This is a genomic window from Pseudomonas sp. MH10 (genome assembly GCF_034353045.1).
Taxonomy (GTDB): Bacteria; Pseudomonadota; Gammaproteobacteria; order Pseudomonadales; family Pseudomonadaceae; genus Aquipseudomonas.
This window is the reverse complement of record NZ_CP133783.1, coordinates 3,955,342-3,972,151: the sequence shown is the minus strand read 5'-3', so window position 1 is coordinate 3,972,151 and position 16,810 is coordinate 3,955,342. Positions and strand designations below refer to the sequence as shown.

Below are 16,810 nucleotides of genomic sequence, written 5' to 3'. Positions count from 1 at the left end.
ATTACAACTTGATCCAGGTCGCTTTCAATTCGGTGTACTTGTCGAACGCATGCAGGGATTTATCCCGGCCATTGCCCGACTGTTTGAAGCCACCAAACGGCGCCGTCATGTCGCCGCCATCGTATTGATTGACCCACACACTGCCGGCTCGCAGTGCCTTGGCGGTCAGGTGAGCTTTCGACAGGTTGGAGGTCCAGACCCCCGCAGCCAGGCCATACGGCGTGTCGTTGGCAATCTGGATGGCCTCTTCAACGGTGTCGAAGGCAATCACCGACAGCACCGGACCGAAAATTTCTTCCTGAGCGATTTTCATCGCGTTGCTCACGCCGTCAAAAATGGTCGGCTCGACGTAAGTGCCGCCAGTTTCCTGCAAAATACGCTTGCCGCCCGCGACCAGCTTGGCGCCATCGGCATGCCCGGACTCGATGTACGACAGCACGGTATTCATCTGCTGCGTATCGACTAACGCCCCGACGGTGGTTTCCGGGTCCAGCGGATTACCCGGTTTCCAGGCTTTCAGTGCTTCGATCACCAACGGCAGAAACTGGTCCTTGATCGAACGCTCCACCAGTAGGCGCGAACCGGCGGTGCAGACTTCGCCCTGATTGAACGCGATGGCGCCAGCCGCCGATTCGGCCGCAGCTTTCAAGTCCGGCGCGTCGGCGAAGACAATGTTGGGGCTTTTGCCGCCCGCCTCCAGCCACACCCGCTTCATATTCGACTCGCCCGAATAGATCAGCAGTTGCTTGGCAGTTCGCGTGGAGCCAGTGAACACCAGCGTGTCGACATCCATGTGCAATGCCAACGCCTTGCCCACCGTGTGGCCATAACCGGGCACTACGTTGAGCACGCCCGCTGGGATACCGGCTTCAACCGCCAGTTGAGCGACGCGAATGGCGGTCAGTGGGGATTTTTCCGAGGGCTTGAGGATCACCGAGTTACCACTGGACAGCGCCGGGCCGAGTTTCCAGCAGGCCATCAACAACGGGAAATTCCACGGCACGATGGCCACGACGACACCAATCGGCTCACGCGTCACCAGACCCAATTGATCGTGGGGCGTCGCGGCGACTTCGTCATAAATCTTATCGATCGCTTCACCGCTCCAGCTCAGCGCCTGAGCGGCGGCGGGGATATCGATGGTCAGCGCATCATTGATCGGCTTGCCCATGTCGAGGGTTTCAAGCAACGCCAGCTCCTCAACGTGCTCATTCAACAGGGCGGCAAAGCGGATCATTGCCACTTTGCGTTTTACCGGCGCCAGTCGCGACCACACACCGGAATTGAACGTTGCACGGGCGCTGTCAACGGCACGCTGGGCATCTGCGGCGTCACAGCTGGCGACGTGTGCCAGGAGGCGGCCATCGACCGGGCTGATGCATTCGAAAGTAGCGCTGGAAACGGCGGCGGTGTATTCGCCATTGATGTAGGCGCGGCCTTCGATCTTCAAATCGCGAGCGCGTTGTTCCCAGTCAGCACGAGTCAGGGTGGTCATTCGAGTGTCCTCCTGTTGTATTTTGAATACGGATGGCGTCAGCCAAGGCAGTTGCCACCCTAAACCAAGTCAGCGGAGTATTTCCAATATATTTGACACTTGGGGGTAAACGGCAGCCTGTTGTTCATTTTATTCAACATAAACTCGAAATTCAGGCACAAAAAAGCCCGCCTTCTCAGGCGGGCTTCTTCGTAAAGAAGTAAAAATCAATTACTTGATTTTGGCTTCTTTGTAGATCACGTGCTTGCGAGCTACCGGATCGAATTTTTTGATTTCGATTTTATCCGGAGTAGTGCGCTTGTTCTTATCGGTGGTGTAGAAGTGGCCTGTGTTAGCGCTCGACACCAAACGGATCAATTCACGCATGACTTTCTCCCTTAGACCTTAGCGCCATTGGCGCGGATTTCGAGAAGAATGACATCAATGCCACGCTTGTCGATGATACGCATGCCTTTGGCAGATACGCGCAGACGCACGAAACGATTCTCGGACTCGACCCAGAAGCGGTGATGCTGCAGGTTCGGCAGGAAACGACGACGGGTTTTGTTGTTTGCGTGGGAAATGTTATTCCCAGTTACCGGACCCTTACCGGTAACTTGACATACTCTCGACATGCCTCAGCCCTCTAAAACCACATGCCCAACCCGGCATGGGTTGGCCGCTTAATCTCTCAGTTGGCGCCAGGCGCCGCGTTTCTTTAGGGGTCTTACCGGCTACACCTACAAACGAAGGAACCGGGCCCCTAGAAAAGAGCGCTGCTTTATATCAGAAACCCTGCGATGCAACAACAACACATGCGAAATACCTTTTCCGTCCTGCCTGTTTGCTGGCTGAAAACGTAGTCGGTACAGGCCATTGCAGGAAATCTACCGCTCGTCGACCTAGACGGATTGTCCTGCGTCGACGCATAGTCTAGGGTAAGTCCCTCACCAGACTGCGCCTGCAGATGGGGCCTTTTCTGACAGGAATATAGCCATGCGCCTTGCTGCCTTACCCCTTCTACTTGCCCCTTTGCTGTGCCCTTTATGGGCTCAAGCTGAGACGCTGCTTAGCGTTTGCACTGAAGCCAGCCCTGAAGGCTTTGACGTGGTGCAATACAACTCGCTGACCACCACCAACGCGTCAGCCGATGTGCTGATGAACCGCCTGGTAGAGTTCGACGCACAAAACGGCAAGGTGGTACCCAGCTTGGCCGAACAGTGGAACATCTCCGCTGACGGCCTGACGTACACATTCAAATTACGCTCCGGCGTTAAATTTCACCACACCGATTATTTCAATCCGACCCGCGAGCTGACGGCCGACGACGTACTGTTCAGCTTTCAACGCATGCTTGATCCAACTAACCCATGGCACAAAATCGCTCAAAGCGGCTTTCCTCACGCCCAATCGATGCAACTGCCAGCGTTGATCAAGCGCATCGACGCGCCTGACGCACATACGGTGCGCTTTACCCTCGACCACTCGGACTCAACGTTTCTGGCAACACTGAGCATGGGCTTTGCTTCGATCTACTCCGCCGAGTACACCGCACAACTGCTCAAGGCGGGCACGCCGGAAAAACTCAACAGCGAGCCCATCGGTACCGGTCCTTTCGTCTTCAAGCGCTTCCAGCGAGACGCTGTGGTGCGATATGCCGCTAACCCGGACTACTTTGGCGGCAAGCCCGGCGTTGACGCACTGGTCTTCGCGATTACCCCGGACGCCAACGTTCGCCTGCAGAAAATTCGCCAGAACGAATGCCAGATCGCTCTATCGCCCAAGCCACTTGATATTCAAGCCGCCCGGACCGACCCCAAGTTGAACGTGGAGGAGAACGCGGCGTTCATGACCGCTTTCGTGGCCATCAACACCCAACACCCGCCGCTGGATAAACCGGAAGTCCGTCAGGCAATCAATTTGGCGTTCGACAAAGAGACATACCTTAAAGCCGTGTTCCAAGGCACCGCCAAAGCCGCCAACGGTATTTACCCCCCTAACACCTGGAGTTACGCCAAAGACTTGCCCGGTTACGCCTACGACCCTGCCAAGGCTCGCGAGCTGCTGGCTAAAGTTGGACTCAAGGACGGTTTCAAAACCACGATCTGGACGCGGCCTTCGGGCAGCTTGTTGAACCCGAACCCGAGTCTCGGCGCACAATTGTTACAAGATGACTTGGCCAAAGTCGGAATCACTGCCGAGATTAAAGTGATTGAGTGGGGCGAACTGATTCGTCGCGCCAAGGCCGGCGAGCATGACCTGCTGTTTATGGGGTGGGCAGGCGATAACGGCGATCCGGACAACTTCCTGAGCCCGCAATTTTCATGCGCAGCTGTGACATCCGGGACCAATTTTGCCCGCTATTGCGATAAGACTCTGGACACGCTGATCAGCGACGGCAAAGCGGGCAGCGACCAGGCAAAACGCAGCGCGCTGTATGAGCAAGCGCAGGCGCAAATCCAGCAACAAGCACTTTGGCTGCCGTTGGCACACCCAACCGCGGCGGCGCTAACGCGAAAAAACGTACAGGGCTATCAGGTCAGTCCGTTCGGACGCCAAGATTTTTCCCACGTCACGTTGAAGTAATTTACTAGACCGTTGTGATGCCCAGGCCGCGCCGCGCCAGGCCAGCGCGGCCTACGCCGATCACATCAAGCCGGCTTCCGCCATGGACAGAGGGTCACCGTCGCCGATGATGAAATGATCCAGCACTTGAACGTCGATCAAGCTCAGCGCGTCTTTCAAAAGAACCGTCAGGTTTTGATCTGCTGGGCTCGGATCAGTGATACCTGACGGATGGTTGTGACACAAAATGACCGCCGCCGCGTTGTTCGCCAAAGAGCGTTTGACCACCTGTCGCGGATGCACCTCAGCACAGCGAATAGAGCCGTGAAACAGCACCTCAAAGGCCAGAACCCGGTGCTTGGCGTCGAGAAACAGACACCCGAACACTTCGTGCGGCTCGTGCCTGAGCATGGCCTTGAGGTATTCGCGCACCTCACCAGGATTGTGCAGGCTTGGGTCGCGCTTCAAGCGCTCAGCCATGTGCCTGCGAGACATTTCTATCACCGCTTGTAACTGCGCGAACTTGGCGGGCCCCAATCCCAGCTCCTGGCTGAAGGTTTTAAGGTCCGCTTCCAGTAACGCTCTCAAGCTCCCGAATTGCTTCAACAAGTGTCGGGCAAGGTCCACAGCGCTTTTTCCGGTCACGCCAGTGCGTAAAAATATCGCCAACAGTTCGGCATCAGAAAGACTCGCCGAACCCTGTTCAAGCAGCTTCTCCCGTGGGCGTTCAGCCACAGGCCAATCTCGAATACTCATAGCACCTCCATGTGTGTGGGCCCCGCTGTTCCGGTGCGGTCGCTGTGCTATCTTAGCCCATCTTTTTTTGCGCGGTGACCTGGCCTGGGGAGGCGTCATTGCCGTTGCGATCACTTGACTAAAAAGGCAGGCCTATGCAACGGCTGTATCGGAAACGCATTGTTCTAGGCGTCGGCGGCGGCATTGCTGCCTACAAGAGCGCAGAGCTAGTCCGTCGGTTACTCGATCAGGGCGCGGAAGTGCGTGTTGTCATGACCCGCGGCGGCAGTGAGTTCATCACCCCTCTGACTATGCAGGCTTTGTCCGGTAATCCCGTGCACATGGACTTGCTCGACCCGGCCGCTGAGGCCGCAATGGGTCATATCGAACTGGCGAAATGGGCTGACTTAGTGCTGATCGCCCCCGCAACGGCGGACTTGATTGCGCGCCTGGCCCAAGGCCTGGCCAACGACTTGTTGACCACCGTCGTGCTAGCCACCGACGCCCCGGTGGCGTTGGCACCGGCGATGAATCAGGCGATGTGGCGCGACCCGGCCACCCAGGCCAACACCCGGTTGCTGGAAGAGCGTGGCATGCGCATGTTCGGACCTGCCTCGGGCAGCCAAGCCTGCGGTGACGTCGGTTTTGGCCGGATGCTCGAAGCCAACGACCTCGCACTGTGTGCCGCAGAATGTTTTCGGCGCGAATCGTTGACCGGCAAACACGTGTTGATCACGGCCGGCCCAACCCAGGAAAACATCGACCCGGTGCGTTACATCACCAACCACAGCTCAGGGAAGATGGGTTTCGCCTTGGCCGAAGCGGCCGTGGAAGCCGGCGCCCGCGTGACGCTGATTACCGGACCGGTGAACCTGCAAACGCCGGACCGTGTCACCCGAATTGACGTGGTCAGCGCTCGTGACATGCTCGCGGCCTGCGAAGCGGCAATCCCCTGCGACCTGTTCATCGCCTCTGCCGCCGTGGCGGATTACCGGCCGGAAGTCGTTGCCCCACACAAACTCAAGAAAGACCCCACCAATGGTGACGGGCTGCTGTTGCAGATGGTCCGCAACCCAGACATTCTCGCGACCATTGCTGGCCGCCCGGACCGACCTTTCAGTGTCGGCTTTGCTGCCGAAACCGAACACTTGCTCGACTATGCCGCTCGCAAGCTCAAGGACAAAAACCTTGATCTGATCGTCGCCAACGATGTTGCCAACCCCAGCATCGGTTTCAACAGCGAAGAAAATGCTTGCAGCGTCATTGACCGAGCGCTGCACGAAACTGTTTTTGCCCAGACTAGCAAGGGCAAAATTGCCCGCCAGCTGATCACCTTCATTGCCGACCGTCTGAACCAGGTTTAATCACGTATGCACGCCTTACAAGCCAAAATCCTTGACCCTCGCATTGGCAGCGAATTCCCTCTTCCGGCCTACGCCACCACGGGTTCCGCTGGTCTCGATCTACGCGCCATGCTGAAGGAAGATACCGTCATCGAACCGGGCCAGACGCTACTGATCCCCACCGGCCTGTCGATCTACATTGGCGATCCTGGCTTGGCAGCGCTAATTTTGCCGCGCTCTGGCCTGGGTCATAAACACGGCATTGTGCTGGGCAATCTGGTCGGTTTGATCGACTCCGATTACCAAGGTGAACTCATGGTTTCCTGCTGGAATCGCGGCCAAACCGCTTTCAAGATGTCCGTCGGCGAGCGTCTTGCGCAGTTAGTGTTGGTGCCGGTCGTCCAGGCACACTTCGAGCTGGTGGAAGAATTTGACGAGAGCCAGCGCGGCGCTGGCGGCTTCGGACATTCCGGCAGCCACTGAACAGCCTGCCAAATAACCATATAAACCTGACCCGACCGTTTGAAGTTCGCACTGCGCGATAAGCGGATCAGGAACCACGCATTGCCGTTCAGGATGAATATCGGGGAGAGGTTATTTGAAGGGTTTTAACGGTAAGGCCACAGCAAGCGGTACCTCCAAACCCGTCAACGATCAACCGTTAGGTGCTCGCCAACGGGTTTTTTCACCGGGACTGATCTCGGTGGTCATTGGCTTGGTCGCTGCCAGCGCACTGCTGTGGTGGGCGCTTGCCAACCATTCGCAGCAGCAACCTCAGCTGGGTGAAGCCTGGGGCTCCAGTCAGGCCGCAGCCGTTGGTATGGCGCTCAAGCAGTTGAACGCAGAAACCCAGGCCGCAGCGCTTGATGGCGCATTGATTCAGGCACTGCAAAGCAACGATGCCGGGGCCATCAGCAACGCCCAAACCCAGCTAGGCTTTCGTAGCAGTGTGATCGGGGCCCGACTGAATCATATCGGCTTGACCGAGGTAAATGCCCAAGGTCCGGTGCCGGTGAGCTTCGCTACGCTGGACATGCTTAACAAAGCCGCCCAAGGCCAGACTCCATCACCCGAGGCGCGCAAAATAGGTGATCGGTGGTTGGTTTACAGTGCCGCCCCCCTTCGCGCCAACCCTACCGCACCTGTCATCGGAACGTTGCTGCTGGCATTCGATCTGCAACGGGTATTGGATGCTTTGCCACTGCTCCCAGCGGGTGTTGGCGAAGTGAAAGTAACGCAGCAGTTCGGTTCCAGCCCGGCACAAGTGTTGCTGTTGCGCGGTCAAGCGTCTGGCTTGGCACAAACATTCGACACCGGCCAGGCTAACTGGAAACTCGAGTTTTCCCCGGGCCCGGCACTCAACTCAGGAACGCCGTGGTTAGTCATGGGCTTGGCAGTATTGCTTGCGTTTGTCGGCGCAGTGTTTGGGCTATTCCTCAATGAACGTGTGTTGCAACGGCGTATTAGTGCAGATGCGCGACAGCTGGATCAGTTGCTTCAAGAACTCTCGGGCGGAAAAGCCGTCAAAGCCTTCGGCTTGAGTCTTCCAGCGCTGAACGGCCTGGCACAAAGCCTGGCTCGATTTTCAATGCGCAGCGCACCTCCCGTGGTGGTGAGTGCCGCCCAAGGGATGTCAAGTGGCAAGGCCAGCTTCGACACAACCAGTGCCGCAGCGGCGATACATCCCGACGCCCAGCATGCCGAGTGGGTTGATCCGCTGTTTCAAGATACCGATATTCTCGATATCGACATCCTCGACGAAAACCAGGATTTCCTGAGAATGGAGCACCCCCAGATCATGAGCAGCCCAGATACCGTAGCACCTGCATTCCCTGACAGCATTTTCCGCGCGTACGACATTCGCGGTGTCATCGGTGAAACCCTTAGTGCACAAACGGCTTACTGGATCGGTCGCGCAATCGGCTCAGAAAGTCTGGCCAAGAATGAACCACACGTGTCCGTAGGCCGCGATGGCCGCTTGTCCGGACCTGAGTTGGTCCAGCAACTGATTCAGGGGTTGTTTGACAGTGGATGCCACGTCAGCGACGTCGGACTCGTTCCGACTCCAGCCCTTTACTACGCCGCTAACGTATTGGCCGGTAAATCGGGCGTCATGCTGACTGGTAGCCATAACCCATCGAACTACAACGGCTTCAAGATCGTCATCGCTGGCGACACTCTGGCCAACGAACAGATACAGGCGCTGCACACCCGCCTGAAAACCAATGACCTGACCACGGGCAAAGGTAACGTCGAGAAGGTTGAAATTCTTGAGTCTTACTTCAAGGAAATCACCAAGGACGTGGTCCTCGCCCGGCGCATGAAAGTCGTGGTCGATTGCGGTAACGGCGCGGCAGGCGTCATCGCACCGCAGTTGATCGAAGCTCTGAATTGCGAAGTCATCCCACTGTTTTGTGACGTCGATGGCAACTTCCCGAACCATCACCCCGATCCAGGCAAACCGGAAAACCTTGTCGACTTGATCGCCAAGGTCAAGGAAACCGGGGCCGATCTGGGTCTGGCGTTCGATGGTGACGGTGATCGCGTTGGGGTGGTAACCAATACCGGCGCCATCGTGTTCCCTGACCGCTTGCTGATGCTGTTTGCCAAGGATGTGGTCTCCCGCAACCCAGGCGCCGACATCATTTTCGACGTCAAATGCACGCGCCGCCTCACGCCGCTGATTCTTGAATACGGCGGCCGCCCGGTGATGTGGAAAACGGGTCACTCGCTGATCAAAAAGAAAATGCGCGAAAGCGGCGCATTGTTGGCCGGCGAAATGAGCGGCCACATCTTTTTCAAAGAACGTTGGTTCGGTTTTGACGACGGCATTTACAGCGCTGCACGCCTGCTGGAAATTCTCAGCCAGGAAAAAGGCACCGCTGACGAAGTGTTCGCCACCTTTCCGAACGACATTTCTACCCCTGAAATCAATATCGATGTGACTGACCTGACCAAGTTCAGCATCATCGAAACCTTGCAACGCGACGCGCAGTGGGGGCAAGAAGCCAAGCTGACCAGCATCGACGGCGTTCGTGTTGATTACCCGAAAGGCTGGGGTCTGGTTCGTGCTTCGAACACCACACCGGTATTGGTTTTGCGCTTCGAAGCCGATACTGAAGCTGAGCTGCAACGCATCAAAGATGTGTTTCATGCCCAACTGAAAAACGTCGCACCTGATCTCGAACTACCGTTTTGACCGACCCTAAGTTTCACTGGAGCCCTGAATGACCCTCGAACGTGATGCCGCTGCCAACGTTGCCAAGGTTTTGTCCGAAGCGTTGCCTTACATTCGCCGATTCGTCGGCAAAACGCTGGTGATCAAATACGGCGGCAACGCCATGGAAAGCGACGAGCTGAAAACCGGCTTTGCGCGCGATATCGTGCTGATGAAAGCAGTCGGTATCAACCCGGTAGTGGTTCACGGCGGCGGCCCGCAAATCGGCGACCTGCTCAAGCGGCTGTCGATCGAAAGCCACTTCATCGACGGTATGCGTGTGACCGATGCGCAAACCATGGACGTGGTGGAGATGGTGCTGGGCGGCCAAGTCAACAAAGACATCGTTAACCTGATCAACCGCCATGGCGGCAGCGCCATCGGCCTGACCGGCAAAGACGCTGAGCTGATTCGTGCGCGGAAACTGACGGTCACCCGGCAGACCCCCGACATGACCAAGCCAGAAATCATCGACATCGGCCAGGTCGGCGAAGTGGTCGGGGTCAATACCGACCTGCTGAACATGCTGGTCAAAGGTGATTTCATCCCGGTCATCGCACCGATTGGCGTCGGCCCTCAGGGCGAGTCCTACAACATCAATGCTGATTTGGTAGCAGGAAAAGTAGCCGAAGCCCTCAAGGCCGAAAAGCTGATTTTGCTGACCAACATCGCAGGCTTGATGAACAAACAAGGCGATGTGCTGACCGGACTGACCACCGAACAAGTGGACGGCCTGATCGCCGACGGCACCATCTACGGCGGCATGCTGCCCAAGATTCGCTGTGCGTTGGAAGCGGTTCAGGGCGGGGTCAACAGCTCCCACATCATCGACGGCCGCGTGCCGAATGCCGTGCTGCTGGAGATCTTTACCGACAGCGGCGTGGGTACTCAGATTACCAATCGCAAGCGTCATTGATGGGTTAGTCGGTTGGAAATCAAAAGCCCCGTCCGGGTTATGCCGGACGGGGCTTTTTTATTGCAAGGACAAAGCCGTAGGACGAACCCTACCAGCGCACGGGATGCGTCCTACGCAACGTGTTAGCTCCGCCCGATAGTCGTTAAAGGCCCAGTCCTGCAGAGTTACCGCATCTTTTGATGTGGAGAATCTGCCAATGCCTCAGGCCGCCGTCCCAACCTTCACGCTGAATGTGAAAGGTGTTGAACCCCGCCATTTTCAAGTCCTCGCATTTGATGGCACCGAAGCCGTCAGCACGCCGTACGCCATCACCGTCGAACTGGTCAGTCGGTCGTCTGGTATTGAGCTGTCGGACCTGCTGCACAAGGCGGCTTTTCTCGGTTTCGGCCCGAACGGCGAAGGCATTCACGGGCAGATTCACTCCATCCACAAAAGCGATTCCAATGCCCGGCTGACCCACTACGTCGCGGTGCTCAAACCCTCTCTCGCGTCCTTGGAACACAGCAGCCACCGCCGCTCGTTCCAGCAGATGAGCGTGCCGGCGATCATTCTTGAAGTGCTGAAAGAACACGGCCTGTTTGACGGCCTGGATGTGCAATTCAACGGTGACGTGACCCGCGCTCCGATCCGTGACTATTGCGTTCAGTACGACGAAAGCGACCTGCACTTCGTCAATCGGCTGTGCGAAGAAGACGGTTGGTTCTATCGCTTCGAGCATTCGGCTGACGGCCATCGGTTGATTTTCGCCGATGACGAAATAATGTTTCCCCACGCGGCGCGGCGGACGCTGCCGTTCAAACCGTTGAACGGCATGGTGCCCGACGAGTATTCGATAAATAACTTCGGCGTGCGCTTAGCGGCGCGCACCAGCCACGTGGTGCATCGCGATTACGATTTCCAGAAAGCCGGTTATTTGCTGGAAAGTTCGAGACAACCTTCGCTGACGCAAGCCCAAGCCCAAAGGGGTGAGGCCCTGCATGTCGATCCCAAGCTTGAGCACTACGTGTATCCCGGCCGCTTTCTGGAGGACGATCACGGCAGACGATTATCCAACCGAGACCTGGAACGGCACCGCACGGATTTCCAACTGGCCGACGGCGGCAGCGATCACCCGGTGTTGCGCAGCGGGACGGTGATCCAGCTGGAAGAACACCCGCAGCTGAAATGGAATAACCCGTGGGTGCTGATTTCGATCAAACACGAAGGCCGCCAGCCGCAGGTGTTGGAAGAATTGGGCGCCGACGCCCCGGTCGCCGCCGGAAAAATCGCTCAGGGTTATCGGAATTCCTTCACCGCCATCCCAGAAACCATCCAGTTTCGCCCTGCCTTGCGCCACCCCAAACCACTGATCCACAGCACCCAAACCGCCAAAGTCACTGGCCCGGAAGGCGAAGAAATCCACTGCGATAAATTCGGTCGGGTGAAGGTCAAGTTTCACTGGGACCGCCGCGAGCTGAATGACGAAACCACCAGCTGCTGGGTGCGGGTGGCGTCGAGTTGGGCGGGCAACAGTCATGGCGCCGTGACCTTGCCTCGGGTCGGCATGGAAGTGCTGATTTCTTATTTGGAAGGCGACGCGGATCGGCCGATTATCATGGGCTGTTTGCCGAACAGTCTGAATCCGGTGCCTTATGAGCTGCCGGCGAACAAGACCAAAAGCGTGTTCCGCAGTCGCAGCTCCAAGGCAAGCCAGGGCTTCAACGAAGTCGCCTTCGAAGACCGTAACGGCGCTGAGTTGGTTTACCTGCGCGCCCAACGTGACATGGAGCAACTGATCCAGAACGACAGCCGTCTTGAGGTGCGCGGTCAGCGGCTGGAAACCATCAAAGGCAACAGTGTTTCAGTGCTGGAGGCTGAGCACCATCAAGCCGTCAGCGGCGACCGCAAGGTGCAACTGTCAGCGGGGGATCATTTGCAGGTGGCGGGGTCCAGCCATACCCAAGTTACCGAAGGGGTGTCTGTAGAAGCTGGCCAAGAAGTGCATCTCAAGGCAGGCGTCAACCTGATCATCGATGCCGGTATGACGCTGACGCTGACAGCAGGCGGCCAGCATCTTTTCCTCAGCCCTGCGGGCATCTTTTCCAGCGTACCCATTTTGCTGGGCGGTGCGCCGCTGCCGGGAACTCCTTCGATGCCACTGCCACCCGAGGGCGTAGAGGCTCTGGGCGCCGCCGTTATCCCGCCTGTCACGCCGATTTCAGCGCCGGCCATCGAGCAGCTCTTGGAGCAAGCACCTGCCCATTGCGAAGTCTGTGAAATGGAACAGGACAAAGCCCCATGAGCAGCCCTGAGCATGCCAACTACCTGCTGATCGATGGAGCGCTACGTCCCGGCGCGCTGGTTGAGTTACTCAAGGACGATCAATCCACGCGGGCCAATCCGCTGTACATGGGAACCCGCTGGAGTGAACTGCATGACCAGGGACCGATTCTGATCCAGCTCGACGCGGACAGCCCGCACGTTTCGCAATGGCTCAATGAACCTCGCAAGCAACAAGATTCAACGTTGCTGTACAGCACGAAGCCGCTGCACGTCGTGGCCAACCATCTGCGGCACTTCATCTGCCCGCCCGACGCATGGGGCGGCAACGGCTTACTGCGGTTTTCCGATCCCTTGGTCGCGATTTTTTGGCTGTCGAGCTTCTCGGACGCACAACTGGCTGAGCGGCTAGGGCCTATCGAACACTGGTGGGTAGGCCGTCCGACACACCGCTGGCAAGAACCGTCTCCAAGTTCCTGGCAGAGGTTTAGCCGAGTTGACGCCGAATCTTCCTGGACCCCGGAATTTGCCTTTCTCGACCATCCACAGCTGGCAGCGCTTGCACGGGCGCAACGCTGGCAGTTGGAGGAACGTTTTTACCAGTGGTTAAACAGCCGCCGCCCCGACTCTTTTGCAGCCATGAACAGTCAGCAAACATCGGACTGGATGCAATCAACGATCGATAGCGGGCTTGCCTGGGGTTTGTTTACCGAACGTGGACTGATCATTTGGGCCGAAATAAGCCTGGATGCGGGCTCCGACTTTGCCGATCAAAGGGACGGCCGCTATCAAACCTGGCTTGACCGCGACCCCGAACATCCGCGCCTGTCACCCGAGTTGCGCATTAAAGCATTCGACATTTTTCGCCATATGCACAGGGACTTCATTCATGTTCGCTAAAACCGGCACCCTGCAAGAACGGCGCGACGCTCTGTTCACGGATACGCCAGCGGCGACCAAAGCGTCATGCCCGTTCAAAAACGCTGAAATCGCTATCGTGCCGATGCGCTACGCCTTGGATCGCTCGCATTACGACGTCGATCCCGCCGCGCTCACCCCGCTGAGCCCACGCGGTAAATGGGCCTTTCTACCCCCGTTGAAAACCCGCACCTACACCCTGCGCCAACTGCGCGAGGGTTATGTCTATGTCTTTGATGAAACCGCCAACACCCTGCACGAGTACTCGTATTCGGCGGTCACCGCCCTCCTCACCCGCATCCTTTGGGACGAGTCCGAGATCGGTTTGGATCAACGTTCTAATTCAAACAGAGGCGTTTGCCAGACACACTTGCTTTACCCGCGCAGCCATCAACTGTACATCGCCTTTTCACCACAGCAATGGACATGGCGCACGTGTGAGCATCTGCGTTCCCACGCCAAGGATCGTGCACAGTGGATGCAGGCGCTGGACCTGAAAGAATACAGCGGCAGCCTGTCTGTGCCCCACGCCCTGCCGTTGATGCAATTGGCGAAGAAAGCTGTAGCGGACATCGATGCCTGGCCGATTGCCGACGACGGTCGTTTTGCCGATTCGGCCCATCCACCCAAGGCCATCGGCGGCCTCGGTGAAACCCGACACGCGGTACCACTGGCCGCCGACGTGCTCTGGACCGGCACCGTCGACGACAAATTCAGTTCAGTGCTTATCGCTCTCAACGACCCCTTGGCGGTGATGGAAGACCTCGGCATGCAACTGGCTGCCGACCAAGCCGCCCTTCAGGAATGGCAGGACGAGCACGAGCACAAGCTTGGTATTGCCGGGATTGTCGAGCAACTGTGCGGCGCCGGCAGCGATCGATCAATGCTTCCAAAGTCGGTGCTCAAGGATGAAAGCGCGACCCGGGAATACGTCGCCCTGGCTGAAAAATACTTCGAACAACTCAAAGTTGAGGAAGACTCCGGTGCAATGACCCCCGGCACCGGCTTGATCCTTGGATTGAACGCCCTGCCGTCCACCGAAATCGGCAATCAGATCTACTCGAAATATCACAGCCGGCCCGACCCCAAGCTGCGCGAAAGTTGGGAGAACCGGCAAAAGTGGCGCCTGCAAGCCGATCATGTCGCGGCACGCAGCTTTGCCGAAACCCAGCAGCCCCGGCGTGATGCCCTGCGCCAGCAGCTCTCAAAAACCCAGCACGACCTAAGGACGTGGGCCGAGCACATCGGCACCGAACCGCTAAAACTGTTCGTTGACACCACCCACCCCGACAGCCTGCTTTACCTGCAAAGCCTTATCGCGGGCCTGCTGGAAATCCTCGGCCAAGACCTGACGACCTCGCACTGGATGATGGAAGAAGAACTGCACGCCAAATCGCTGTTCGGCGTCGCCCGCTTCGGATTTTCCGTCGGCCTGAAAGCCGCTTTCGATGCGCAAGTTAACGACCTGATCCAAGACCATAACGATATCAATGGGCTGTTCAGTCGTGCCAGCGAACTGAACGCGTTGTTGGGCCACGACGCCATCGCCAACCACCCCTGGATGAAGGCCCTGAGCGAGCCGATTCAAAACACCTTCAAGGCCATGGGCGATCTGGTCAAAGGCGCTGGCAAAAACGTTCTGGAGAAAACCCTGCTCGCCTTATTGGCTGCGGACAGCCGATTGGCCAGTGGGAAAAGTCCGCACTTGGGCGCCCTGCTGCGCAACCTGGCCATCGGCAATTTCCTGATGGGACATCCCAATGTACTCAAGTCCGTCCCTGACTTTGCCAAACGCCTCATGCAGTGGAAACAGGAGATGAACCAATTACGCGCTGGGTTAAACGGCGCCCAGTATCGCTTCACCTACCAACGCGACACCTACAACGCCCGCAGCCTGGGCCGCGCCGTGGCTGACGCGGACAACGCCCTCAAAGTCCATGCTCTAAAACTACCGCTGTTGTTTGAGTTCGAACATTCGCCGTACCTCAAATCCATCCAGGAAGGCATCGCTTCCTCCCTCGCCCGCGGCGGCCTCGCTGCCGATAATTGGCTCAACGGAGTCCGCGCCTGGAGCGAAAAACGCGGCCTCAACGCTGGAGCGTTTACCTACGCCGTGATCATTTCCAACTTGATTAATACCGCGCTGGTTTATCGCGATTTGTCGAAAGATGGGGAGTTGAGTGAGAAAGACTGGGTGAAGCTGACATCGGCGGCGGCGTACACCGGCAGTGCGTTGATGGGATTGTTTGTGGAGACGAAGTGGGGGGTGATGAAGGATTTGAGTACGGTTGTTCATGGAGAAACTTTTGGAATCACAGACAAGCCTGCTAGTTACTGGAAAAATGTAAAACCAGGGTGGGGAACGCTCATACGTGGTTTCGGTGCTCGACTGGTGGGATTGGGTGCATTCACTTTGGTGGCGACGCTCACCGAGACCTGGGACATTTCAGATGACATAAAAAGCACATATTCGTTGACCGATAAAAATCTGCTGTGGGTTAAACGAGGAGCAGTTTTTGGAATGGCGATGATCGGGGTTCTGCAATTAGGTGCAGGACTACTTGCCGTTGCTGGTAGCCCATTGCTTTTGCCGCTAGCCATGAATCCATTCACCGCATGGGCGGCGCTTGCAATGGGTTTAATTTATCTTGCGACCACGCTCACGCTCAACTACCTGAAACGCGATGCCGTAGGCCAATGGTTACGTATGGGCTCTTGGTCCCGTTTCCCAGAAGAACGCCTACCTCAAACATTATTGAGCGATACAGAGGAGTACCGATCTTTTCTCGAGATACAACTGAGCCCAACACTTCACGTCAAACCAACATACACGTTCATCGAGCGATACTCTTATAAACAAGGTCATGAGAAGATTCCACTTCAGAACGGCGCGTGGGTGCAGTTACATCTCCCCGCAGAACTTCAGGAATCAGTGGTTCAAGTCAATTTGATAGCGAGCCATCAACCGTATTACGTGGGTATGGTTGAGAAACTTGGTAAATCGTTGAAAGAACAATTCATCGATAATGGCTACATGATTGACCCGTCACTACTAGGCAAAACGCCTAACGAGAACGGGCCCACAAAGGCAGAAAATGTTTACCACCCCCTTTTCGAGAACAGCGCGGGCATTATCTGGCAAACATGGGTTCCACTAGAAGTGGATGCTCAGTTTGTTGAAGCTCAAGTCTGGTACCCTCTTGAAGTCCTAGCCGCAGCCGAGGGGGATAGAGGATACCGATTCCAGTTGGAGTTGGAAGAGAAAGGCGTTACTGATGAGAAGGATACACTTGTGAGCAGCTTGAATACTAACAGCATACAAGTTCAAACGCTGGGCGGTCGAGAAAAAGCAACCACTCTAGCTGTACCAGGAGCGGAATGAA

12 protein-coding genes are annotated in these 16,810 nt (G+C 56.9%); 8 read left to right on the top strand and 4 right to left on the bottom strand.

Annotation, left to right across the window (positions count from 1 at the left end):
• Position 1 precedes the first annotated feature (1 nt).
• The 3 genes from RHM59_RS17660 to rpmB all read right to left on the bottom strand — a co-directional run bounded on the left by RHM59_RS17660 (position 2) and on the right by rpmB (position 2,109).
• Positions 2-1,495 (bottom strand): aldehyde dehydrogenase, encoded by a 1,494-nt coding sequence (locus RHM59_RS17660; protein ID WP_322285123.1) that lies wholly within the window; start codon positions 1,493-1,495, stop codon positions 2-4.
• Positions 1,496-1,705: 210 nt separating this feature from the next.
• Positions 1,706-1,861, bottom strand: a complete 156-nt coding sequence (gene rpmG / locus RHM59_RS17655; RefSeq protein ID WP_219063048.1) for a 50S ribosomal protein L33 — start codon at positions 1,859-1,861, stop codon at positions 1,706-1,708.
• Positions 1,862-1,872: 11 nt separating this feature from the next.
• Entirely contained in the window at positions 1,873-2,109 is a 237-nt protein-coding gene (gene rpmB / locus RHM59_RS17650; RefSeq protein WP_219063049.1) for a 50S ribosomal protein L28, read from the bottom strand.
• A 361-nt stretch (positions 2,110-2,470) separates the two neighbouring features.
• Between rpmB and RHM59_RS17645 the strand changes: the two genes are divergently transcribed.
• Positions 2,471-4,060, top strand: a complete 1,590-nt coding sequence (locus RHM59_RS17645) for an ABC transporter substrate-binding protein (protein WP_322184561.1) — start codon at positions 2,471-2,473, stop codon at positions 4,058-4,060.
• 60 nt (positions 4,061-4,120) lie between these two features.
• Here the strand turns inward: RHM59_RS17645 and radC are convergent, their stop codons facing one another.
• Positions 4,121-4,795 (bottom strand): RadC family protein, encoded by a 675-nt coding sequence (gene radC / locus RHM59_RS17640; protein ID WP_322184560.1) that lies wholly within the window; start codon positions 4,793-4,795, stop codon positions 4,121-4,123.
• A gap of 134 nt (positions 4,796-4,929) precedes the next feature.
• On the opposite strand from radC, the gene coaBC reads away from it, so the two are divergent.
• From coaBC to RHM59_RS17605, 7 genes are all read left to right on the top strand, one after another.
• Complete coding sequence (gene coaBC, locus RHM59_RS17635) at positions 4,930-6,138, top strand: bifunctional phosphopantothenoylcysteine decarboxylase/phosphopantothenate--cysteine ligase CoaBC (RefSeq protein WP_322184559.1); 1,209 nt, start codon at positions 4,930-4,932, stop codon at positions 6,136-6,138.
• Positions 6,139-6,144: 6 nt separating this feature from the next.
• Complete coding sequence (dut, locus tag RHM59_RS17630) at positions 6,145-6,600, top strand: dUTP diphosphatase (protein ID WP_299833822.1); 456 nt, start codon at positions 6,145-6,147, stop codon at positions 6,598-6,600.
• Between the two features lie 115 nt (positions 6,601-6,715).
• On the top strand, positions 6,716-9,316 hold the full coding sequence (locus RHM59_RS17625; protein WP_322285122.1) for a phosphomannomutase/phosphoglucomutase: 2,601 nt from the start codon (positions 6,716-6,718) through the stop codon (positions 9,314-9,316).
• Between the two features lie 28 nt (positions 9,317-9,344).
• Positions 9,345-10,250 (top strand): acetylglutamate kinase, encoded by a 906-nt coding sequence (gene argB, locus RHM59_RS17620; RefSeq protein ID WP_322166661.1) that lies wholly within the window; start codon positions 9,345-9,347, stop codon positions 10,248-10,250.
• Positions 10,251-10,446: 196 nt separating this feature from the next.
• Positions 10,447-12,531 carry a type VI secretion system tip protein TssI/VgrG gene (gene tssI / locus RHM59_RS17615; protein WP_322224947.1) on the top strand — a complete coding sequence of 695 codons (2,085 nt, stop codon included), beginning with the start codon at positions 10,447-10,449 and terminating at the stop codon, positions 12,529-12,531.
• Positions 12,528-13,409, top strand: coding sequence for a DUF4123 domain-containing protein (locus RHM59_RS17610; RefSeq protein ID WP_322224946.1), 882 nt, complete (start codon positions 12,528-12,530; stop codon positions 13,407-13,409). Before tssI ends, RHM59_RS17610 begins: the two co-directional genes overlap by 4 nt.
• The gene (locus RHM59_RS17605) at positions 13,399-16,809 is read left to right on the top strand and encodes a T6SS effector BTH_I2691 family protein (protein WP_322224944.1); all 3,411 of its coding nucleotides are present in this window, start codon (positions 13,399-13,401) and stop codon (positions 16,807-16,809) included. Before RHM59_RS17610 ends, RHM59_RS17605 begins: the two co-directional genes overlap by 11 nt.
• Position 16,810: the final 1 nt, after the last annotated feature.